This is a genomic window from Novosphingobium kalidii, from assembly GCF_040534015.1.
GTDB classification, from domain to species: domain Bacteria; phylum Pseudomonadota; class Alphaproteobacteria; order Sphingomonadales; family Sphingomonadaceae; genus Novosphingobium; species Novosphingobium kalidii.
Map to the genome: position 1 here is coordinate 32,761 of NZ_JBEWLY010000007.1, position 21,252 is coordinate 54,012.

Consider the following 21,252-nt stretch of genomic DNA (forward strand, 5'->3'; position numbering starts at 1 on the left):
TGCACCGTACGAGGGGTTATTCTGAGCCGCCGCGGACGGCCGAGTCTGTCCGTCCCCCTCACATCGGCATCATTGGTTTGGAGCGACTTCTGGCACGCAAGATTTATCGGATGCGCATGGGCATCGGGGCTTTCACGATGAGCGCGACGCTTCTCGCCACACTGGCGGGGCCGGCGGCGCTTGCGCAGCAGATCAAGGCGCAGCCGACTTCCGAAGAGTGGGAGGCCGACACTGCCGCGCCGATTCCTCCAGCAGCAGTCCGCGGTTTGCCGGCCAGCCCGCAGGATAGCCCGTCCGCCCACAGCACGCCGGTCGTGCAAACGCTGCCGGTGCTCGAACCCGTGATGTCGTGGTCGTTGGGTGATGCCCGGGCGCTGCTCGCCACGATTCAGAACATCAAGAGCGAGGGCCTGTTTGCCAAGGACTATCAGCCGGAGGCGCTGAAGGCCGCCATCGCACAGGGACCCAGCGATCAGCTCGATCAGGTCGCCAGCCGTTCGTTCTCCTGGCTGGTCGAAGACCTGCGCGACGGACGAACGCCAATGACCTCTCGCGTGCAATGGTTCGCCGTTGACCCCGATCAGGATCTGATGCCGACGGCACAGCTGATGGCGCAAGCGCTGAGCGAGCATGACGTGGCAGGCGTGGTCGCCAAGCTCGCGCCGACGCATCCCGATTATGCCGCTCTCAAGCAGGATTTGGCGGCTACTCCGGAGGCACAGGCTGCCCGCAAGTCGCTGATCCGCGTCAACATGGACCGTTGGCGGTGGTTGGCGCGTGACTTGGGCGATGTCTACCTGATGACCAACGTGCCCGAGTTCCAGCTGCGGCTGACCGTGCGCAACAAGAATATCCGGACGTACAAGACGGTCGTCGGCAAACCCGGTCGTACCGCGACGCCGCAGTTGGCGGAGACGGTGTCCGCAGTCGTGTTCAACCCAACCTGGACAGTGCCGCAGTCGATCGTGAAGGGCGAGGGACTCGGCGCGAAGGTTTTAGGCAACCCCGGCTGGGCTCGTGCGAACGGCTACAAGGGCACGCAGTTGGCTGACGGGATGATCACCGTTGTCCAGCAGCCCGGCAAGAACAACGCGCTGGGCATGATGAAGATCGACATGCCCAATCCGCACGCCATCTATCTGCACGATACGCCGGCCAAGCAGTTCTTCAATTCAGAGGTGCGCGCGTTCAGCCACGGGTGCATTCGTACCGAGCGCGCGGTGGAGCTGGGCATGACCATGGCCATCCTGGGCGCACAGATGCCGCCGGAGCAGGCGGCCGAGATCTCCCGCTCGGGCACGTACACCAAGGTGGAGATGACGCGGACTTTCCCGGTCTACATCACCTACTTCACGATGGCGCGGTCGATCGACGGTGAGCTTAAGAAGTTCAACGATATCTATGGCCGCGACAAGCCGGTGCTCGCCAGCTTCGCGGCTCCGCGCCAAGAGAAGACGACGCAGCGCGCCAGCCAAGAGCCGATCATTCAGCTCGATAATCCACTGTGATCTGACAGCCGCCTCTGCCATGGCCCTCCCTCACCAGGAGAGAGGGCCTTCGATTGCGTCAGGCTGGCGTAAGCTTGAGGTTCAGCTTGGCAAGGCCGCGGATGATGAAGCTCGGCTCGTAATCCAGCGCCACTTGACCGTGGGGGCCGAAGTGTTCGTCGGCCAAGGTGATATCGCTGGTCTTTTCGAAGAACCGCTGAAAGATGACGCGCACTTCGACGCGCGCAAGCGGCGCGCCGAGACAGGTGTGCGCGCCGCGCCCAAAGCCCAGATGCTCCTGAATGCGGCGGCGGCCGATCTCGAATGCCTCGGGGTTCTCCCAGCGTCCCGGATCGCGATTCGCGGCGGCGATGCCAATGAAGATGCGGTCGCCCGGCTTGATGTCCATGCCGCCGATCCGGGTAGGCCGCTTGGCCAAGCGGAAGGTCGCCTTGGCTGAGCCTTCCAGGCGCAGCACTTCTTCCAGAAACGGTGCGATCAGCTTGGGGTCAGCCCGCAGCTGCGCCTGCAGCGCCTTATCCCGAGCAACGCGTTGCATGGCATTGCCGAGTAGCTTTGCACTCGTATCCTGGCCAGCGGCGAACAGGAACATGGCCGATTTCACCACTTCCAGAGCGTCCGGCTCCGAGCCGTCGGGGTAATTGGCATTGGCGAGTTCGCTCAGCACGTCCTCGCGCGGGCTGCCACGGCGTTCCTGCACATAGCGCATGAAGAACTGCGCCATGAACATCAGTACCTGACTTTCTCGGGGCTGCTCGCCCATGTCGAGGCTTCCTGGCGGCGGTCCCTCATCGATCACCTTGCGGAACGCCTCGCGGTCCTCCTCCGGCACACCGAGCAGGTCGGCGATTACCAGGGTGACATAGGGCGTAGCGATTTCGCTGATGAGTTCGCACCCGCCATGGGTGACTGCATCATCCACCAGTTCGCCTGCGAAGTTCCACATGTACTCTTCATTGGCACGCAGTCGGGACGGAACGAACAAGCGGTTCAGCAGGGATCGAGCATTGGCATGCTGCTCACCGTCGTAGCCGACCATCAACTCGGACATCGCATGAGGCTCGCGCGCGGCCGCAATCTGTTCGCTGATGTCCTCCCCCTCCGGCACGAATGGCAGCGGCGTCATCGGGCCTAGCTGAGTCTGGAAGGAGGAGAAGTTGTCATTGTCGCGCAGGACGTCGACGCACTCCTGAAAGCCGGTGACGAAGATCACGCCGTTCGGGGCACGGTGAACCGGCCCTTCGGCACGAAGCGCCTCGAAGTAGGCGTAGGGATCAACAAGGAGCGAGTGATCGGAAAAGTAATCCCGCTTCGCGAGCGGCAGTTCGGCGGTTGTTGCCATGGCGGTTCTCCCGGACGTCGCCATTTGGACAGCGGCGATACACTGTGTATCATATCTCCGGTCTCGTCTGTCAACGCGTCTCAGGGCCTTTGCCTGCCGACGCCGCGGCGATGGGTCCCTCCTTGCAGCTTGCTTTCCCGCCGCGCGTTACCAAGGTCTGCGCACGACAGGAAAAGGACGCAATATGACTGTGGAATTGGGCGGCGAGAGCTCGGGAGCAGACAGCATCGGCGAGGCGACGAGCCGGATTCTCGAGCTTGAGGCGGAACTCGAAGCCGCAGGTGATGCCACCACTGCCGAGGACTCTCTTCAGGAGTTGAGGCAAACCCTGCATGTCTGGGTCGATACGGTGACGGCGGTGGTTGCCACTCCGGGAATGGGGCGTGTTGTGCTGATCCACAAGAATGGGCGCGAATCGCGGATTTCCTCGCCCGATTTGCCGATGCTGCTGTCAAAGCCGGCGCGCTTCTCAGTGCAGGGTACCGGCGAGGCGGACTGAAGTAAGGCCGCAGGACGGATCTGACTTGCTTTCGGCCCACTCACCGCCCTTCTGTCTCGGAGGGCTAAGAAGAGCGGCTGCTGATCAGGCGCTGGCAGGAACCGTCAATTGACTAGCCGTCAAGGCCTGCACCATGCGTCGGCGCGCCCATCTCCACCGCCGGTACTTGCCCACGCTGACGCACATCGTGGGCCAGAACAGCGTGAACGCGATGTCGGAGAGCGTATCGGCCCAGCGCCACGAACCGTAGAACAGATAGTTCATCACTTCGTTGAACAGCTCTATCTCGAGCACGACCAGAAGCGCCACCCAGGAGGCGCGGCGGCTGCCGAGCAGCAACTGACTGGCAAGGTAAATTGCCATGCCCGCATGAACGTGTAGCATCTGCGGCGACATGCCCGTGAAGGCCTTGAGGGCTTCCGTAAAGTCGCGATAGCTCGAGATCGGGTCCATGCGGCTTTACATGGCACGGATGTGCTTAAGACCGCGTTACGGCGTTCATTGCTGCCTGATAACAGCCAGGAAGGCGTCACCGTAGGCGTCGAGCTTGCGCGACCCGATGCCGCAGATGCGGCCCATCTCGGAAAGCGAGGAGGGCCGAGCACTCGCCATCTCGCGCAAAGTGGCATCGTGGAAGATCACGTAAGGTGGCACGCCTTGAGTCTGCGCGAGTTCGCGGCGCAAGGTGCGCAATGCCTCGAATAGCGGATCATTTACCGGATTGGCGCCCCCACTCCCGCGCTGCTTGCGGCGGCCCTCGCGCTTGGGAGGGACGACGATCTGTACCGCCGCCTCGCCTTTCAGGATCTCGCGCGCGGTTCCGCCGAGCGCAAGGCCGCCATGTTCTGTAGGTACCAGACAGCCGCGCGCCTGTAGAGCGCGCGCGACCGGCTTCAATAGGGGGGCTTCACTGGCCCCCACGATCCCGAATACCGACAGGCTGTCGTGCCCCCGCTGTTGCACCCGCTCGTCACTTTGTCCGCTGAGAACTTTCTCCAAGTAGCCGAGGCCGAAGCTTTGTCCGGTACGATAGACTGCCGAGAGCAGTTTGCGCGCCAGTTCGGTGGCATCTGTTACTTCGGCCGGCTCAAGGCAGTTATCGCAGTTGCCGCAGGTTTCAGGTGGGTCTTCGCCGAAGTGGCGCAGCAGGATCGCACGGCGGCATTGCGCAGTCTCGACCAGTGCGGCCAATGCGTCCAGTCGCTGGCGCTCGGACGCGCGGCGGTGTTCTTCCACTTCGCCAACGCGTTGGCGGGCGCGGGCAAAGTCATCCGCGCCCCAGAGCATGATAGCGGCCGCGGGATCGCCATCGCGTCCGGCGCGACCGGTCTCCTGGTAGTAACCCTCGATCGACTTGGGGATTCCGGCGTGAGCGACGAAGCGGACGTCGGGCTTGTCGATGCCCATGCCGAAGGCGACCGTTGCCACCATCACCATGTCCTCCGAAGCGACGAATGCGGCCTGGTTGCGAGCGCGCACGGCGGAGTCGAGCCCGGCATGATAGGGCAACACACGTCGTCCTGTCGCGCCGAGCGATGCCGCTAGCTGCTCTACTTTGGCGCGGGTGGGAGCATAGATGATGCCGGGGCCAGGGTTCTCCTCAAGGATGCCCTTGAGCTGGCGCAGCGCATTGTCGCGCGGACGGATAGCGTAGCGGATGTTCGGCCGATCGAATCCTGCAACGATCAGCCCGTCCTCTGGTATGCCGAGCTGAGCGAGGATGTCGGCCCGCGTGTGCCGGTCTGCCGTTGCCGTGAGCGCAAGACGCGGAACATCGGGAAACGCGTCGAGCAAGGGACGCAGCAGACGATAGTCGGGGCGAAAGTCATGGCCCCATTCGGAGACGCAGTGCGCCTCATCAATTGCGAACAGCGACACCGGAGCGCTCGAGAGCAGTTCGCGAAAGTGCGGCTGGCTCGCACGTTCGGGGGCGATGTAGAGCAAGTCGAGCTCGCCGGCGCGGAAAGCGTCGATTGTCGCCATGCGGTCGGTATCGGCACTCGTCAGAGTTGCGGCCCGAATGCCGTTGGCAGTCGCACTGCGTAGCTGATCATGCATCAACGCGATGAGCGGCGATATCACGACGCAGGTACCGCGCAGCATGACAGCGGGAAGCTGGTACGTCAGCGACTTGCCCGCGCCAGTGGGCATGACCGCCGAAGTGGACTGGCCATTCAGCACGCGTGCGACAACGTGCTCCTGAACGCCGCGAAAGCCGGAGAAGCCGAAGGTGTCTTGAAGCGCGGCCAGGACGTCGGGAGAGGCGGTCTGAAGCATGGTGTTTGCGCCGCTTAGCATGTTCTGCCGCATCGACGCGAGTGCCGGAAGAGCCTGCCAGCCTTCAGCCGGGCCACAGCTCCGGATGCTTGAGCAGAAGAGCCTGCGCGAGGATCAGCGTCTTCGCATCCGTCAGCTCTCCTGAAAGGGTGAGTTCGCGCAATTCGTCGAGGCCGATCTCGTGCACGGTGATGTTCTCGCTCTCACCCGCGACGCCGCCACCGGGACCAATCACATCGTCAGCGCAGTATTCGGCGAGGTAAAGCTGCACCCGCTCGGTCGAAGCCGGTATCATGGACCACATGTTCACCAGCGGCTCGACGTGGCTCAGTCGCAAGCCACCTTCCTCCATCGCCTCGGCTAAGATGCGGGTCTCCGGGGCTGCCCCGTCGAGGCCACCGGCGATCGCCTCGTACGGGCTCGGCACACCATGGAACAGCGCTCCGGGACGCGGCTGGGTGATGAGCATGGCAACGCGGCGCACGGGGTCGTAGGGGAGCACCGCACAGCCCCAATCGCGGTGGAGCAACTCGCGATCGGCGGTGACGCCGTCGGGCAACTCCACCCGAAGGCGGAAGAAGGTGTACCAACCCTGGAACACCGCTTCGCTGCTGACGATCCTCGCTTCCAGCCGTGCGCTCATCAGTCGAGATTGGGGCGCAGCCAGCGCTCTGCTGTGCGGAGATCGATGCCGCGCCGCTCCGCGTACTCCTCCAATTGGTCGCGTCCGATCCGGGCAACGCCGAAGTACTGACTTTCGGGATGGGCGAAGTAAAAACCCGAGACAGCCGAAGTCGGCAGCATGGCCTGGCTTTCGGTGAGGGTGATGCCTGCGTTCTCTTGGGCGTTCAAGAGGTCGAACAGGATCGGCTTGAGCGAGTGGTCAGGGCAGGCGGGGTAACCCGGCGCGGGGCGGATGCCACGGTACTCCTCGCGAATCAGCGCTTCATTGGTGAGTTGCTCACCCGGCGCGTAGCCCCACAAGGTGGTGCGCACATGCTGGTGGAGGCGCTCGGCAAAGGCCTCCGCAAAACGGTCGGCGAGCGCTTTCAGAAGAATGTCCGAGTAGTCGTCGTGCGCCGCCTTAAACCGCTCCAGATGCGGCTCGATGCCGTGGATGCCAACTGCAAAACCACCCAGCCAGTCGCCTGCGGGGTCGATGAAATCGGCAAGGCAGAAGTTTGCTCGGCTGCGCGATTTCTTGAACTGCTGACGCAGGAACGGAAGCCGGACGTCGGCATCCGGCAGGAGGATGTCGTCGCCCTCACGCCGGCATTCCCACAGTCCGCAGACGCCCTTTGCCGTCAGCCACTTCTCCGAAACGATCTTCTCCAACATGGCTTTCGCATCGGCGAAAAGTCCGCTGGCGCTCTCGCCTACAACATCGTCCGTCAGGATTGCGGGGTAAGTGCCCGCCAGTTCCCAGGCGCGAAAGAACGGTGTCCAATCGAAGATCTCGACCAGATCGGTAAGGTCCCACTCCTCGAACACGTGCAGGCCGGGCTGCGCGGGAGCGGCGGGTTTGTCGGCGAAGTCGGGAGCATAGCCGTTGGCTCGAGCGTCTGCGAGCGAGAGCAGATCGCTCTGTCCCTTGCCCTCGCGAGCCTCGCGGACCTTTGCATAGTCGATCGAGACGGAGGAGACGTAGCCGTCGCGCTGCGTGTCCGAGAGCAGCTGCGAGGCGACGCCGACAGCCCGGCTGGCGTCAAGCACGTGGATCACCGGGCCCTCGTAGGCCGGGTCGATTCGAAGCGCGGTGTGAACCTTGCTCGTCGTCGCGCCTCCGATCAGCAGCGGGATCTTGAGGTCCGCACGCTGCATCTCCTCGGCCACTGTCACCATCTCATCGAGCGAGGGGGTGATCAGACCCGACAGTCCGATGATGTCGGCATCGTTCTCGTTCGCCGACTCGAGGATCTTCGACCACGGCACCATGACACCGAGGTCGATCACCTCGTAGCCGTTGCACTGCAGGACCACGCCGACGATGTTTTTGCCGATATCGTGGACGTCGCCCTTCACGGTGGCCATAATAATGCGGCCCTTGGCCTTGGCGCCGGGCTGTTTTTCCGCCTCGATGAAGGGGATCAGGTGGGCGACCGCCTTCTTCATCACGCGTGCGGACTTGACCACCTGTGGCAGGAACATCTTGCCCGATCCGAACAAGTCTCCGACGACGTTCATGCCGTCCATCAGGGGGCCTTCGATCACCTCGATCGGGCGGCCGCCGCGCTCCTTGGCAGCCTGGCGGGCCTCCTCGGTGTCTTCGACGACGTAGGCGTCGATCCCGCGGACGAGCGCGTGTTCGATACGCTTGGTGACCTCCCAGCTGCGCCATTCCTCCGCCTGCTTCTCAGCCACGGCATCCGTGCCGCGGAACTTCTCGGCCAGGGTGACGAGGCGCTCGGTCGGCGTCTCGTCCGGACTTCGAGCAGGGCGGTTGAGGATCACGTCCTCGCAGGCCTCACGCAGTTCGGGATCGATCTGGTCGTAGACGTCAAGCTGGCCGGCGTTGACGATGGCCATGTCGAGCCCGGCGGGGATCGCGTGATAAAGGAAGATCGAGTGCATGGCGCGGCGCACCGGCTCATTGCCGCGGAACGAGAACGAGAGGTTCGACAGGCCCCCTGAAAAGTGCACGTGCGGGCAGCGCTCGCGGATCACCTTCACCGCCTCGATGAAGTCGACGCCGTAGTTGTTGTGCTCCTCGATGCCGGTGGCGACTGCGAAAACGTTAGGATCGAAGATGATGTCTTCGGGCGGAAAGTCGATGCCGGTGAGCAGCTTGTAAGCGCGCTCGCAGATCTCGATCTTGCGTTCCTTGGTGTCCGCCTGGCCGACTTCGTCGAAGGCCATGACCACCACGGCGGCGCCATAATCCATGCACTTGCGCGCGGACTCCAGGAACGGCGCCTCGCCTTCCTTCATGCTGATCGAGTTGACGATCGGCTTGCCCGACACGCACTTGAGGCCCGCCTCGATCACCTCCCACTTCGAGCTGTCGATCATGATCGGCACGCGGGCGATGTCGGGCTCGGCAGCGATCAGTTTGAGGAAGGTCGTCATCGCCTCGACTGCGTCGAGCAGGCCCTCGTCCATGTTGACGTCGATGACTTGCGCACCGTTCTCAACCTGCTGGCGCGCAACTTCGACGGCGGCGGAATAGTCGCCGGCCATGACGAGCTTTTTGAATTTGGCCGATCCGGTGACGTTGGTGCGTTCGCCGATGTTGACGAAACGGGCAGAAGTTGGGGTGGTCATGGGGTGTTCCGGTCTGTCAGGCGAGAGGGCGGGCAAGCACGAGATCGTCGTAGAGCTTGCCGCCGACGTTGAACTGGCGAGTGGCGATCGGGTCGAAGCCCTGCTTTCGGTAGAAGGCGATGGCACGGTGGTTGTCGGCCTTGACGCCCAGCAGCAGTCGCTCATGGCCGCTTGCGCCGGCGACGGCTGCAGCCATCATCGCACCGCCCAGGCCACTGCCGTGATAGCGCGAGAGCGTGTAGATTCGCTTGAGCTCGATGTCGCCGGGCCGAGCGGCATCAAGCTCGGGCTTGGCGATAAGCGCATACCCAACGGGCGCGCCGCCTTCCACTTCGCCGAGCCAGGCTTGCGCGCCCTTAGCGAACAACCCCGCGTAGCTCTCCGCAGCATGGTTCGCGGCGCAGTGCGCAACAATGGCTGGGCCGTCGATCGCCCCGGCAAAAGTCTCCAGGAACGTCGCCGCGCCCACCAGCGCCAGCGCGCTCGCGTCGTCGGGTCCGGCGTGTCGGACGGTCCAGGCAGGCGCTTTCGTCAAGTCAAGCCGCCATGATGAACGGCTCGAGCCCGGCAAGCCGAGTCACCGGCTCCAGCTTTGGAAGCTGGCGTGCGGGTAGGCCGGCCACCGCCTTGGCCATGGCCGCGATGTGTGCGGGGGTCGAGCCGCAGCAGCCCCCCAGCACGTTCACCTGGCCGGCGATGGCCCACTCCGCGACGAAGCCGGCGGTTGTGTCGGGCATCTCATCATAGGCACCCAGTTCGTTGGGTAGGCCGGCATTGGGGTAGATCATGATCAGCGTGTCTGCGGTCTCCGCCAGCGTCTTGACGTGCGGTCGCAGCTGCGTCGCGCCGAACGAGCAGTTGAGGCCGACCGTCACCGGCTTGGCATGGCGGACGGCGTGCCAGAACGCCTCGACGGTGTGGCCCGACAAATTGCGGCCGGATAGATCAGTCAGCGTCATGGAAAGCATGATCGGCACTTCGCGGCCCAATTCCTGCTCCAGCTTTCGCACGGACATGATCCCGGCCTTGGCATTAAGCGTGTCGAACACGGTTTCGATCAGGATGAAGTCGGCACCGCCTTCGACCAGCGCACGTGCCTGCTCGAGGTAGACGTCCACCAGCGTGTCCCAGTCAATTTCCCGATAACCGGGATCATTGACGTCGGGGCTGAGCGACAGGGTCTTGTTCGTAGGCCCGATCGCTCCGGCGACGAAGCGCGGGCGACCGTCCTTCGCTGCATACTCATCGGCAAGGCGGCGGGCGAGCTTGGCGCTCTCGACGTTGATTTCGCGCACGAGGTGCTCGGCGGCATAGTCTGCCTGGCTGATGCGATTGGCGCTGAAGGTGTTGGTCTCGGCAATGTCGGCGCCCCCTTCAAAGTAGGCACGGTGTATCGCCTCTGGCACCTCGGGCTTCGTCAGAGCGAGGATATCGTTGTTGCCCTTTTGCTCTTTGGCCAGGCCCAGATCGCCGGCATAGTCGGCCTCCTGGAGCTTCCAGTTCTGGATTTCGGTGCCGAAAGCGCCGTCCGTGATGAGAATGCGCTTGGCGGCCTCGGCCAAAAACGTTTCGCGCGCGGTCATGGGGTGATCTCCTGGGGCCGCAGGCCGAGCAACTGGCAAATGGCGTAAGCCTGCTCGGCGCGGTTGAGGGTATAGAAGTGAAAGTCGCGAACGCCACCCTCGTAGAGGCGTCGGCACAAATCTGCGGCTGCCACTGCGGCGACAAGCGCACGCGGGCCGGGCCGATCGTCGAGGCCTTCGAACATGGTGACGAGCCAGTCCGGAATTTCGGTGTTCCCGGACATGCGGCGTATCGCAGCGAAGTTCGTCACCGGCATGATGCCGGGCAGAATGGGTGTCTCGATGCCCGCTGCCAACGCCTTGTCGAGGAAGCGGAGGTAAGCGTCGGTTGAATAGAAGAACTGTGTGATCGCGCGCGTTGCGCCAGCGTCGATCTTGCGCTTCAGGTTGTCGAGATCGTGCTGCGCGCTGACGGCCTCGGGGTGAATTTCGGGGTATGCGGCAACCGAGATCTCGAAATCGTGCTGGTGCTTAAGGCCCGCGACCAGTTCGGCGGCGCTGGCATAGCCCTCCGGGTGCGGGACGAAGCGGCCTCCGTCTGCAGGCGGCGGGTCACCGCGCAACGCAACGATGTGGCGCACCCCTGCCTGCCAGTACTGATCGGCGATGTCGGCGATCTCTGCCTTGCTTGCCGCGATGCACGTGAGGTGTGCGGCCGGCGCGAGGTTCGTTTCGCGCACGATGCGTGCCACCGTGGCGTGCGTGCGCTCGCGCGTGGTGCCGCCCGCGCCGTAAGTTACGGAGACGAAGCTGGGCGATAAGGGCGCGAGATCGGCAATGGCCTGCCAGAGCTGCGCCTCCATCTTCTCGGTTTTGGGCGGGAAGAACTCGAAGGAGACGGCGATGTCTCCCGGCAGTTCTGCGTAGGGCGACACCCCCGGCGCTGCGGTCCGTTCTGCTTCTGCCTCAATCACGCTTGCCATTCATTCTCTTCCCGTTGGCGTGGCGTTTGAGCCGTCGCCTCTTGTTTGCCGTCCTTGCGGGCTGTCCAGATCTTCACCGTAAGAGGCTGCCCCGCGACGGCACGCACGTCTTTGCTTGCGAAGCCTGCATCGGCAAGGAAGCCCATCATCTGTTCATCGGTGAAACCCAGGCGTGCATGCGCGTGGCGTTCGCGAAGCTCTTCCCGGTCGTGCGCGGCGAAATCGACGATCGCAATATGCCCGCCCGGACGAGTCGCCCGTGCTGCTTCGGCCAGCACGACGGTAGGATTCTGCGCATAGTGGAGGACCTGATGGAAGAGCACCGTGTCGAAGATACCCGCGGAAAAGGGCAGGGCAGTGAAATCGCCTTGGACGAGGTTGACTGCGCCAGAGGGCAGCTTGTCGAGCCTTGATCGCGCGACGCGCAGCATTTCCGGGCTCTTGTCCAGCGCTGTCACCTGCGCAGCGTGAGGAGCGAAGAGCTCCGCCATACGGCCGGTGCCGGTCCCAACGTCGAGAAGCGCGCCGAGCGATTGGCCGTCCAGCATTGCCTTAAGCGCTTCCTCCACCGCCTCGTCAGGGCTGTGCAACGAGCGCAAGGTATCCCACTCACCGGCGTGGCGTGCGAAGTAAGCTTCTGCGCTTGCCTGCCGTGCCGCACGGATCGCGGCAAGATGCTGTCGGTCCTCCCGACACTGCGCTGCAAAGGCGCCGTCATCGCTTTCCGAGACCGCCAGCAGTCGTGCGGTCGCTATGGCTAGCGGAAGGGCGCTCGTCTCGCTGATGGCTGCGCGCAGGAACACCCAGCTACCCTCTTTGCGTCGCTCCGCCAAACCGGCTGCGCACAAGATTCGCACGTGGCGCGACACTCGAGGCTGACTCTGCTCAAGCACTTGCGCCAGTTCTCCCACTGCCAGCTCCATGTGCGCGAGCAAGCGCATGATGCGCAAGCGTGTAGGGTCGGCAAGGGCCTTGAGAAGAGCTTCGAGCTGCATTTCGCGATGCATATAAAGAAATCTTTATATGTCGGCAAGGGTGGCGCTTTGGCGGCAAAGAGCAGCAGCATTATTCCCGTTTGCGTTGCATCATCCACTCGTCTAAAGAATGCACCGCAGGCTTGCCTGCAAGCGTTGGCGCCTGCGCCAAACAATGCAAGGGGATTCGCATGAAGAAGATTGCTTACGCCGCATTCGCGTCGGCCGCCGCTCTGGCTCTCGCCGCTTGCGGCAGCTCGGAAACTCCGACTGAAGAAGTGACCACCGAGACCGTTGAGGTAATGCCTGAGGAAACTCTGGCTGCTGACCCGATGGCGACCGACGCCATGATGGCCGAAGACGGCATGGCCACGGAAGCGGCCACCGACGCGGCGATGTAATCCGGCCGGGGGCCGGGCGGCGCGTCATCCGCGCGCTGGCCCCCGCTCGTATCAACCGGGTGCAGTTCTCTGCATGACCGTGTTGCGAACGAACCCTTCCTTGTGGAGGGTTTTTTTGTGGGTGGAGCTTGCTTCCTGCTGCAAGCGTCGTCGGGATGCCGGACAAGCGGTACGCGGAGGAATGCACGTGCTGCTGGTGCCATTCTCCCGGCCCCAGGAAGGCTGCCATCCTTTCCGCCACCCAAATCACAGGCATCTCTCGAGACAGAGAAGTCCACAACTGGGCAACAATCGAGAAGCATAGACCCCCTAACTGCCGTGTGCACAAAGATTGTGCAGCAATGCCTTATTTTTAGGCATTTCGCAGAGAAGGGGAGATATCCATGAGCTTGCTCGCGTTCGCCACAGCCGCCACGCTTGGCGCCACTCCAGTTCACGCGCCAGTCCACCGGGTCGACATGGATCACCGCGGCAGCACCTATCAGGTAGACTATCGCGCGCACGTGGAGACGCGTATGCGGTCGATCGGCATGTCGGCACCGACGCGGCCCAGCAACCGCCGTTGCCTCATAACTGCCGACGTGTCAGTCGAGCGAGTTATCGTCGCTGGTCAGGGAGGGCACGCGTTGAAGTCCATGTTGCCTCAGGACCAGAGCTTCACAAGCAGCTTGCCAGGAGGCTGTCAGGGGCGTGAGGCCGAGGCTGCCCGGCTTGTCCAAAACAAGGCTGGCGCGATTGATGCGCATCTTGCAAGCGCAGCCGCCAGCGATTCCCACGCGGCGTTGGCTGCGATAGAGTCGGCGCATCACTTTGCCGCCAACTGAAAGTATCTGACGAGACAATGAAGACACGAGCTTGCTGCTGGACGATCGCCACATGCGGCGCCCTCTTTTCGGTTGCCGCGCAGGCCCAGCCAGTGGCAAGCGCAAGCGTGTCGCTGGAGGTGGAGACCGACCGGCGTGAGCGCGGCCTGGGCTGGAGCGATGGCAAGCCCGCCGTGTCGGTCTTTGCCACTGTCCCCTCCGGCAATGACCTGACTTTCGATGTGAGCGCGGTGACTCTGCGCGATAGCCCCCGCCACGGCGGGGCTGACGTGGCGCTGACGATTGCACCGCGCTACACGCTGTTGAATGCGAGCGGGTTTGCTTTCAGCGCCGGTGCACGCGGCAACGTTTTCATCGGTCGCTCTGGCATGAGCTATGCCGAGATCACCGGCGAAGTTGCGCACACCATCGGCCCGGCGCAAGTGGTGCTCGGCGCGGACTTCGCGCCTTCGCAGAAAGCCATCGGCGGGCATAACCTGCACGTCGACGCGAGTGCCTCCGTCGGGATCCCCGGCCTGCCGTTCACTCTATACGGAGGGGTCGGTCACACCAGCGGCTCTTCGCGTGACGATCCGCGGGCAACCCGCTTGCGGCCGGGCGGCAGCTACACCAATCATTATGTGGGGGTGGAACGCAGCCAGGCGCTCTTTTCCCTTGGGGTACGCTACTCCGGCACTTCGATCGATAAGCATGAAGTGGACGTGCTGTCGCGGTATTATGACAGGCACTTCGGTTCACGCGTGGTGGCCTACCTGCGCGTTTCCACGTGATCTTGTGCCGGCCAGCGTATCTCGGCTTAAATTGACCTGATCCCAGCCGCGCCCTAATCCGGCGGCCGATGACTGTCGTTACTCGCTTCGCGCCCTCGCCCACTGGCCATCTGCACGTCGGAAACGTGCGCACGGCCTTGCACAACTGGCTGCTAACCAAGCATCACGGCGGGCGCTTCCTCCTGCGCATCGACGATACCGACGCGGAGCGTAGCCGCGAGGAGTACGTCGACGCGCTCAAGGCCGACCTCGCCTGGCTCGGGATCGAGCCGGAAGGCGAGGAGCGGCAGTCCGCGCGCTTCGCCATCTATGAGAAGGCCTTTGCGCGGCTGGCTGAGGCTGAGCGGGTATACCCTTGCTGGGAGACGCCACAGGAACTCGAGCTCAAGCGTAAAGTGCTGCTCGGGCGCGGTTTGCCGCCGGTCTATGATCGCGCTGCGCTGGCCATTCCAGAGGATGAGCGGACGCGCCGCATCGAATCCGGTGACAAGCCGCACTGGCGCTTTCTACTGGATCGAGAGCGGCCCATCGAATGGGACGATGGGATTCGCGGGCCGCAACGGTTCGATCCTGCGCAGATGTCTGATCCCGTCGTGCGGCGGGCGGACGGTTCCTGGCTCTATATGCTGCCAAGCGCGATTGACGACGTGGCCATGGGCATCACTGACGTTCTCAGGGGCGAGGACCACGTCTCCAATACAGCGGCGCAAGTGCAGATGTTTGAAGCGCTGGGCGCACCTGTTCCCCGGTTCGCCCATGAGGCGCTGCTTACGGGTACGGAAGGTAAGCTCTCGAAGCGGCTGGGCTCCATGGGAGTCGCCCAGTTCCGGGACGCCGGGATCGAACCCGCAGCGCTGGTAGCGTTGCTGGGCCGGCTGGGGACGAGCGATCCCGTCGATCCTTCGCTCGATATGGCCGCCCTCGCGTCTTCGTTCGATCTGTCGCACTTCGGGAGGGCTCCCGCCCGGTTCGACGAGGCTGAGCTGGAGCGCGTCAATGCGGCTGTGGTTCACGCTCTGCCTTATGAAGCGGTTGCGGATCGCCTGCCGGAGGACATGGACGCTGCGGCTTGGGAGGTCGTGCGCCCCAATTTGGCTCGCGTTGCAGAAGCACAGGACTGGTGGCGAGTGGTGACCGGCACCGTGGTCACTCCCGCGCTTGCTGATGAAGACCGGGCGTACGTGGGTGAGGCGGTGCAGGTGCTGGAAGATACGTGGGGAGAAAGCCCGTGGCAGGGGCTTACCGGTGCGCTCAAGGTGCGCACCGGCCGCAAGGGAAAGGCGCTCTTCCTGCCACTGCGCCTGGCGCTCACCGGGATGGATCATGGGCCGGACATGGCGGCTTTGCTTCCGCTGATCGGACGAGACGCCGCGCTGGAGAGGTTGCGAGCAGCGGCAGCCTGGGAAGGGCCGTGAGAGACGGGGCGGCCGCTTATACGGTCACTTCGCGCCATTCACCGGGCTGCAGATCGTTGAGCGACCATTCTCCGATGCTCTCCCGAACGAGGCGCAGCGTGGGGTGGCCGACTGCGGCGGTCATGCGGCGCACCTGCCGGTTACGGCCTTCGCGGATGGTGAGCCGTAGCCAGCAATCCGGCACCGATTTGCGATATCGAACCGGGGGGTCGCGAGGCCACAAGTCGGGATCGGCGGCAGGTTCGGCCTGAGCAGGCCGGGTCGGGCCGTCCTTGAGTGTCACGCCCGCACGCAGTGCGTTCAGGGCCTCTTCGCTGACTGCCCCTTCCACTTGCACGAGGTAAGTCTTGGCCATTTTGTAGCGGGGGTCGGCGATGCGGGCTTGAAGACGACCGTCGTCGGTCAGGAGCAGCAGTCCTTCGCTGTCCCGGTCGAGCCGCCCTGCAGGGTAGACGCCAGGCACGGTGATGTAGTCAGATAGCGTTGAGCGTGCGCTCTCGGTGCCCCGGTCGGTGAACTGACTGAGAACGCCGTAGGGCTTGTTGAACAGGATTAGCCGGGACATTGGCCCGCCTTAGTCCCGGATTACTCCATGAACCAGCCGTGGCTGGCGATAAGCGACTGGCCGTTAAGCGCATTGGTCTCGAACGCCGCGAAGAACAGCGCGACTTCCGCGATGTCCTCGACAGTTGTAAACTCGCCGTCGGCGGTCTTGCCGAGCATGACGTTCTTGATCACCTCTTCCTCAGAGATGCCAAGCTCCCTGGCCTGCTCCGGGATTTGCTTGTCCACCAGCGGCGTGCGGACAAAACCAGGGCAGATCACATTGGTCCGGACCCCCTTCGAGCCGCCTTCCTTGGCAATCACGCGGGCGAGCCCCAGCAGGCCATGCTTGGCCGTGACATAGGCGCTCTTGAGCGGGCTTGCCTCCTTAGAGTGCACCGAGCCCATGAAGATGATCGAGCCAGCGCCTTTCGCATACATGTGCGGCAAGCAGGCCCTGGAGGTGAGAAAGGCGCCGTCGAGGTGAATGGCGAGCATCTTTTTCCAGTCTGAAAAAGCGAAGTGCTCGACCGGGTTGACGATCTGGATGCCGGCATTGGAGATGAGCACATCCACGCCTCCCCAGGCCTCGACGACTTGCGCCACGCCGGCGTTCACTTGCTCCTCGCTGCTCACATCCATCACGACGGCCATGGCTGAAGTGCCGAACTTGGCGGCAATGTCGTCCGCTGCCTTCTGCGCCGCATCGAGGTTTAGGTCTGCAATGGCCACTTTCGCGCCTTCGGAAGCGAAGCGGTGTGCGATAGCGTTGCCGATCCCGCTTGCCGCACCGGTGATGATGCAGGCCTTGTCCTTCAGCTTCATATACAATCTCCTATGGCAGAGCCCAGCGTAGCGGTTCGGCGCGGACGATCACCGGCCAGATCGTACGTGGCGATCGTATCGTCCGCATGCTTGCGGTCGATCCATTCGGGATGGGCAAGCGAATAAGAGGCGTCTTCATGCCCCTCATACCAGTGCTCTTCCACTGTGGTGCGAGAGAACTCGTAGTCCTTCGAGTTGCTTTCATAGTGCATGCAGCGGTTGATGAGGTGCATGATCGCAACCGGCTCCTCAGGCTCATGGCTGAGCAGGATACGCAGATCGGGATCGTCGCACATCTCTGGTGGCAGGCGCTTTGCCAGCCGACGGGCGGCGGAGTGAAGCGCCTGCATCTTCTTCGACAAGTCGGTGTTCAGGCGAGTCCTGCTGGAATACCGAATATCTTTCTCACGCTGCAGCACGTCCGCCATTGTGCGAGGGACGGTGCCGCGCGAGCTGAACAGATCAACCTGGAACACCGTGAGTTCGCAAGGAGGGCGATGGTCCAGCACGTACTGCAGCGGTGTATTGGAGACGAGACCTCCATCCCAGTACCAGTCGCTGCCGATCTGAACCGGGGGGAAGCCCGGGGGCAGGGCGCCCGATGCCATAATGTGTTCGGGGCCAATCGTGTCCTCGCGATTGTCGAAATAGGCGAAGTTGCCATTGAGCACATTCACCGCACCGATGCTGAAGCGGATCGGTCCGTTGTTTAGCAGGTCAAAGTCGACGAGTTTCATCAGCGTCGTGCGCAGTGGGGCGGTATCGTAGTAGCTAAGCTGGCCGAGTTCGGCAGGCCATTCCGCCGGCAGCGGCGGAAAGCGCGGCGTGAAAAAGCCCGGTACACCGGCGGTTGCAGCGATCAGCGCGGAAGCTTCGTTCAGGGCGCGGCGCGCAAACCCTTGCGGATGGCCCAGCTTGAACTGCAACTCGCCTGAAGCCATTTCCCAGAACGCGCGCAGACGCTCGACCCTGCGTTCCGCCGGGTTGCCAGCGATGATCGCCGCGTTGATTGCGCCGATGGAAATGCCGGCGACCCAGTCCGGCTGAAGCGCAGTATTGGCGAGCGCCTCGTAGACGCCTGCCTGGTAGGCGCCCAGCGCGCCTCCTCCTTGCAGGACGAGGGCTGTTTGGGGCGGGTGCTTTCCATTAGCGTTAGATGAGGACATGCGGACCCATTGCTTTGTTGCGATGCAGCAAACATGGCATCCCCTCACCGAAGCGCAAGTCCGCTTTCGCGGCTAATGTAGTTACGCTGCCGCAGCTTCCCCGGTCGCTTCGCTCGCAGCCTCGAGAAGGCGCTTTTCAACACCTCGGATGCGTGTTTGCGACAGCAACTTGTCCCCCAGAAGGTCGGTCACGTAAAACGTGTCCGCCGCGCGCTCCCCGTACGTCGCGATATGGGCGGAGTGTACCATCAGGCGCTCATCAAACAGCGTGTAGGCAAGGCGGTTGAGCAGGGCGGGCCGGTCCCGCGCGTTGACTTCGATGACGGTGAAACGGTTCGAGGCTTTGTTGTCCACGAGCACGCGCGGGCGCACGTCGAACGCGTCGGCACGCGGACGGGCATCGGGGCGGGCATGTAGCTGCGGCAACAGCTGCACCCGGTTGGCGAGGGCATTTTCGATGGAGGTGCGCAGCCGTTCCAGCTGAGCTTCTTCCTGGAAGGGCCTTCCAAGGGGATCCTGCACCAGGAAATTATCGACCGCTCGCCCGGTGCGAGTCGTGTGGATGCGCGCGTCGATAATGTTGCCGCCCGCCAAGTGGATTCCGCCCGCTATCCGATAGAACAGCCCCGGATGATCCGCTGCGATGACCGTAACCAACGTCGCGCCGCGGGCAGGATAGTACTCGCTCTGGATCGAGAGCGGCTCATCCATGGATGCCTGATACTGCGCCAGGTTCTTGGTGATCACGTCGTCGGGCTCTGCGATCCAGTAGGCATCGGCAAAATGATCGCCGATCTCCTCAAGTAGGGCTGTGTCGCTGCCGAGCTGAGCTTCGACGGCAGCCCGCTTCGCGGCGATCCGGTTCTCGCGCCCATATTCGGCGTGGCCGAGGCGCAGACGCTCTTCGGCGGCACCATAGAGGCCGCCGATAAGTTGGCGCTTCCAGCTGTTCCAGGTGCCAGGGCCCACTGCGCGGATATCTACGATCGTCAGCAATGTCAGTTGCCGCAGCCGGTCGATCGATTGCACCAGCCCGACGAAGTCGCCAATCGTCTTGCTGTCAGACAAGTCGCGCTTGAAAGCGGTCGCGCTCATGATGAGGTGGTGGCGAACCAGCCAACTCACCAGTTCCGTCTCTTCCTCGTCCAGTCCAAGCCGCGGGCACAGCTTCATCGCAATTTCGGCGCCGAGGACAGAGTGGTCGCCACCCCGGCCTTTGGCAATGTCGTGGAGCAGCACGGCGGCATAGAGCGCGCGTCGGGACCGGACCTTGCCGATGATCTCGTAGGCGAGTGGATGATCGTCCTGCAGTTCGCCCTGCTCGATCCGCGCCACCAGGCCGATGGCCCGGATGGTGTGTTCGTCCACCGTATAGTGGTGGTACATATCGAACTGCATCTGGGCGTTGACGCGCCCGAACTCTGTGACAAAGCGGCCGAAGACCCCCGCTTCGTTCAAGGTCCGCAGGGCTTTCTCCGGGTCGCGGCGGCTGGTCAGCAGTTCCAGGAAGAGCGCGTTCGCGCGCGGGTCCTTGCGCACTTCGTCCCGGATCAGGACCGCGTCTCGCGCGATCGTCCGCAAGGTTTCAGGGTGGACTTCAAGCCCCTCGCGATCGGCGATCACGAAGATGTCGAGCAGCCGGACGGGATCTTCGGCGAACCACTTTTCGGAAGGGGCATGGATGCGTCCGCCGAATACCTTGTAGCCCTTGACCGTGCGCGCCTTGGCGCGGAACGTCGCCAACAGGCCGCGCACCGGACGCTGCGCGACCTGCTCGTCGAGTTGGGCGAGGAATACGCCGGTGAGGTTGCCCACCACTTTGGCTTGCAGGAAGAAGTACTGCATGAAACGCTCGACCGCGCTCTTCCCGGGGCGATCGGCATAGTTCATCCGGGCCGCCACTTCGCGCTGGAGATCGAACGTCAGACGATCCTCGGTGCGGCGGGTGATCGTGTGAAGGTGGCAACGCACTGCCCAGAAGAAGTTTTCAGCACGACGGAACGCCCGATACTCCTTCGGCGTCAGCAGACCGACGTTCACAAGTTCGGCGGGCGAGCGCACCTTGTGGATGTACTTGCCAATCCAGTAGAGCGTGTGGAGGTCGCGCAGGGAGCCCTTGCCCTCCTTGACGTTGGGTTCAACGACATAGCGGCTGTCGCCCATCCGCTTGTGCCGGCTGTCTCGTTCGGCCAGCTTCTCGGCCACGAACTGGCGTTCCGTGCCCGAGACCACGTCCTTCCAGAAGCGCTGACGGGCTTCCTCGAACAAGTCCTGGTCGCCCCAGACGTAGCGGGCCTCCAGCATGGCGGTGCGGATGGTGAGGTCCGACTTGCACATGCGCACCATCTCGTCGAGCGAGCGGCTGGACTGGCCGACCTTGAGACCAAGATCCCACAGGAAGTACAGCATCGCCTCGATAACCTGCTCGCACCAGGCCGTGCAGCGGATCGGAGTGAGGAATGCGATATCGACGTCAGAGTGCGGCGCCATTTCGCCCCGGCCGTAACCTCCAACTGCCGCGATGGTGAGGCGTTCGCCCTTCGAGCGGTTGCTGGCGGGGTATACGTCGGTGACCACGTGATCGTGGACGATGCGCAAAATCTGGTCGACAAGGAACGCCTGTGCTTCGGCCAGCGCATGGCCCGCGCTGGGCGTCGCGACAAGGCGTTCGGCGATCTCTTCGCGTCCTTGGGCCAGAGCGTCGCGCAGCAGCGGAACGATTTCCTTGCGAGCACCCGTTGCGCCGTGCTCCTCCACAAGAGCGGCGATGCGAGTGGTGAGACCGCGCCGGTCGATAACCGCGCGCGGCGAAGGGATCCGGATTACATGCATGTCCAACGTCTAGAGGGTGGCGGGACAAGAAGAAAGGTGGGGACACAATTGTATGCCACGATGGCCCCGGGGGCGCAGAACGCGACTTTCCTCGTTCGCCCGCCTATGC

The 21,252-nt window shown here is 63.4% G+C and carries 19 protein-coding genes; 6 read left to right on the forward strand and 13 right to left on the reverse strand.

The features are described from left to right. Window positions 1-110: 110 nt before the first annotated feature. Window positions 111-1,508 carry a L,D-transpeptidase family protein gene (locus ABVV53_RS01990; RefSeq protein ID WP_353982645.1) on the forward strand — a complete coding sequence of 466 codons (1,398 nt, stop codon included), beginning with the start codon at window positions 111-113 and terminating at the stop codon, window positions 1,506-1,508. A 58-nt stretch (window positions 1,509-1,566) separates the two neighbouring features. On the opposite strand, the gene ABVV53_RS01995 is transcribed toward ABVV53_RS01990, so the two are convergent. Then, a complete protein-coding gene (locus ABVV53_RS01995; RefSeq protein ID WP_353982646.1) occupies window positions 1,567-2,850 on the reverse strand; it encodes a cytochrome P450 in 1,284 nt (427 codons plus the stop codon). Window positions 2,851-3,034: 184 nt separating this feature from the next. On the opposite strand from ABVV53_RS01995, the gene ABVV53_RS02000 reads away from it, so the two are divergent. Then, window positions 3,035-3,349 (forward strand): hypothetical protein, encoded by a 315-nt coding sequence (locus ABVV53_RS02000; protein WP_353982647.1) that lies wholly within the window; start codon window positions 3,035-3,037, stop codon window positions 3,347-3,349. A gap of 84 nt (window positions 3,350-3,433) precedes the next feature. Here ABVV53_RS02000 and ABVV53_RS02005 read toward each other — a convergent pair whose 3' ends face one another. The 8 genes from ABVV53_RS02005 to ABVV53_RS02040 all read right to left on the reverse strand — a co-directional run bounded on the left by ABVV53_RS02005 (window position 3,434) and on the right by ABVV53_RS02040 (window position 12,388). Continuing rightward, window positions 3,434-3,802, reverse strand: coding sequence for a hypothetical protein (locus ABVV53_RS02005; RefSeq protein WP_353982648.1), 369 nt, complete (start codon window positions 3,800-3,802; stop codon window positions 3,434-3,436). Window positions 3,803-3,847: 45 nt separating this feature from the next. After that, window positions 3,848-5,626 carry a DNA helicase RecQ gene (gene recQ / locus ABVV53_RS02010; RefSeq protein ID WP_353982649.1) on the reverse strand — a complete coding sequence of 593 codons (1,779 nt, stop codon included), beginning with the start codon at window positions 5,624-5,626 and terminating at the stop codon, window positions 3,848-3,850. 64 nt (window positions 5,627-5,690) lie between these two features. Beyond that, window positions 5,691-6,269, reverse strand: coding sequence for an NUDIX hydrolase (locus ABVV53_RS02015; RefSeq protein WP_353982650.1), 579 nt, complete (start codon window positions 6,267-6,269; stop codon window positions 5,691-5,693). Next, the gene (gene metH / locus ABVV53_RS02020) at window positions 6,269-8,887 is read right to left on the reverse strand and encodes a methionine synthase (protein WP_353982651.1); all 2,619 of its coding nucleotides are present in this window, start codon (window positions 8,885-8,887) and stop codon (window positions 6,269-6,271) included. Before metH ends, ABVV53_RS02015 begins: the two co-directional genes overlap by 1 nt. Before the next feature lie 16 nt (window positions 8,888-8,903). Next, a complete protein-coding gene (locus ABVV53_RS02025; RefSeq protein ID WP_353982652.1) occupies window positions 8,904-9,422 on the reverse strand; it encodes a GNAT family N-acetyltransferase in 519 nt (172 codons plus the stop codon). A 1-nt stretch (window position 9,423) separates the two neighbouring features. Continuing rightward, window positions 9,424-10,470 carry a homocysteine S-methyltransferase family protein gene (locus ABVV53_RS02030; RefSeq protein ID WP_353982653.1) on the reverse strand — a complete coding sequence of 349 codons (1,047 nt, stop codon included), beginning with the start codon at window positions 10,468-10,470 and terminating at the stop codon, window positions 9,424-9,426. Next, window positions 10,467-11,393, reverse strand: a complete 927-nt coding sequence (gene metF / locus ABVV53_RS02035; protein ID WP_353982654.1) for a methylenetetrahydrofolate reductase [NAD(P)H] — start codon at window positions 11,391-11,393, stop codon at window positions 10,467-10,469. The genes ABVV53_RS02030 and metF overlap by 4 nt, the downstream gene beginning before the upstream one ends. Next, on the reverse strand, window positions 11,381-12,388 hold the full coding sequence (locus ABVV53_RS02040; RefSeq protein WP_353982876.1) for an ArsR/SmtB family transcription factor: 1,008 nt from the start codon (window positions 12,386-12,388) through the stop codon (window positions 11,381-11,383). Before ABVV53_RS02040 ends, metF begins: the two co-directional genes overlap by 13 nt. A gap of 170 nt (window positions 12,389-12,558) precedes the next feature. Here ABVV53_RS02040 and ABVV53_RS02045 point away from each other — a divergent pair, with 170 nt between their 5' ends. The 4 genes from ABVV53_RS02045 to gltX all read left to right on the forward strand — a co-directional run bounded on the left by ABVV53_RS02045 (window position 12,559) and on the right by gltX (window position 15,777). Then, window positions 12,559-12,768 (forward strand): hypothetical protein, encoded by a 210-nt coding sequence (locus tag ABVV53_RS02045; RefSeq protein ID WP_353982655.1) that lies wholly within the window; start codon window positions 12,559-12,561, stop codon window positions 12,766-12,768. Between the two features lie 383 nt (window positions 12,769-13,151). Then, on the forward strand, window positions 13,152-13,592 hold the full coding sequence (locus ABVV53_RS02050; protein ID WP_353982656.1) for a hypothetical protein: 441 nt from the start codon (window positions 13,152-13,154) through the stop codon (window positions 13,590-13,592). A 92-nt stretch (window positions 13,593-13,684) separates the two neighbouring features. Continuing rightward, a complete protein-coding gene (locus tag ABVV53_RS02055) occupies window positions 13,685-14,362 on the forward strand; it encodes a TorF family putative porin (protein ID WP_353982657.1) in 678 nt (225 codons plus the stop codon). A 68-nt stretch (window positions 14,363-14,430) separates the two neighbouring features. Then, window positions 14,431-15,777, forward strand: a complete 1,347-nt coding sequence (gene gltX / locus ABVV53_RS02060) for a glutamate--tRNA ligase (RefSeq protein WP_353982658.1) — start codon at window positions 14,431-14,433, stop codon at window positions 15,775-15,777. A 16-nt stretch (window positions 15,778-15,793) separates the two neighbouring features. On the opposite strand, the gene ABVV53_RS02065 is transcribed toward gltX, so the two are convergent. The 4 genes from ABVV53_RS02065 to ABVV53_RS02080 form a co-directional block, all read right to left on the reverse strand. After that, the gene (locus ABVV53_RS02065; protein ID WP_353982659.1) at window positions 15,794-16,342 is read right to left on the reverse strand and encodes a pseudouridine synthase; all 549 of its coding nucleotides are present in this window, start codon (window positions 16,340-16,342) and stop codon (window positions 15,794-15,796) included. Between the two features lie 20 nt (window positions 16,343-16,362). Beyond that, complete coding sequence (locus ABVV53_RS02070) at window positions 16,363-17,145, reverse strand: 3-hydroxybutyrate dehydrogenase (RefSeq protein ID WP_353982660.1); 783 nt, start codon at window positions 17,143-17,145, stop codon at window positions 16,363-16,365. Continuing rightward, window positions 17,142-18,311 (reverse strand): patatin-like phospholipase family protein, encoded by a 1,170-nt coding sequence (locus ABVV53_RS02075; RefSeq protein ID WP_353982661.1) that lies wholly within the window; start codon window positions 18,309-18,311, stop codon window positions 17,142-17,144. The genes ABVV53_RS02070 and ABVV53_RS02075 overlap by 4 nt, the downstream gene beginning before the upstream one ends. A gap of 81 nt (window positions 18,312-18,392) precedes the next feature. Continuing rightward, on the reverse strand, window positions 18,393-21,143 hold the full coding sequence (locus ABVV53_RS02080) for a [protein-PII] uridylyltransferase (protein WP_353982662.1): 2,751 nt from the start codon (window positions 21,141-21,143) through the stop codon (window positions 18,393-18,395). Window positions 21,144-21,252: the final 109 nt, after the last annotated feature.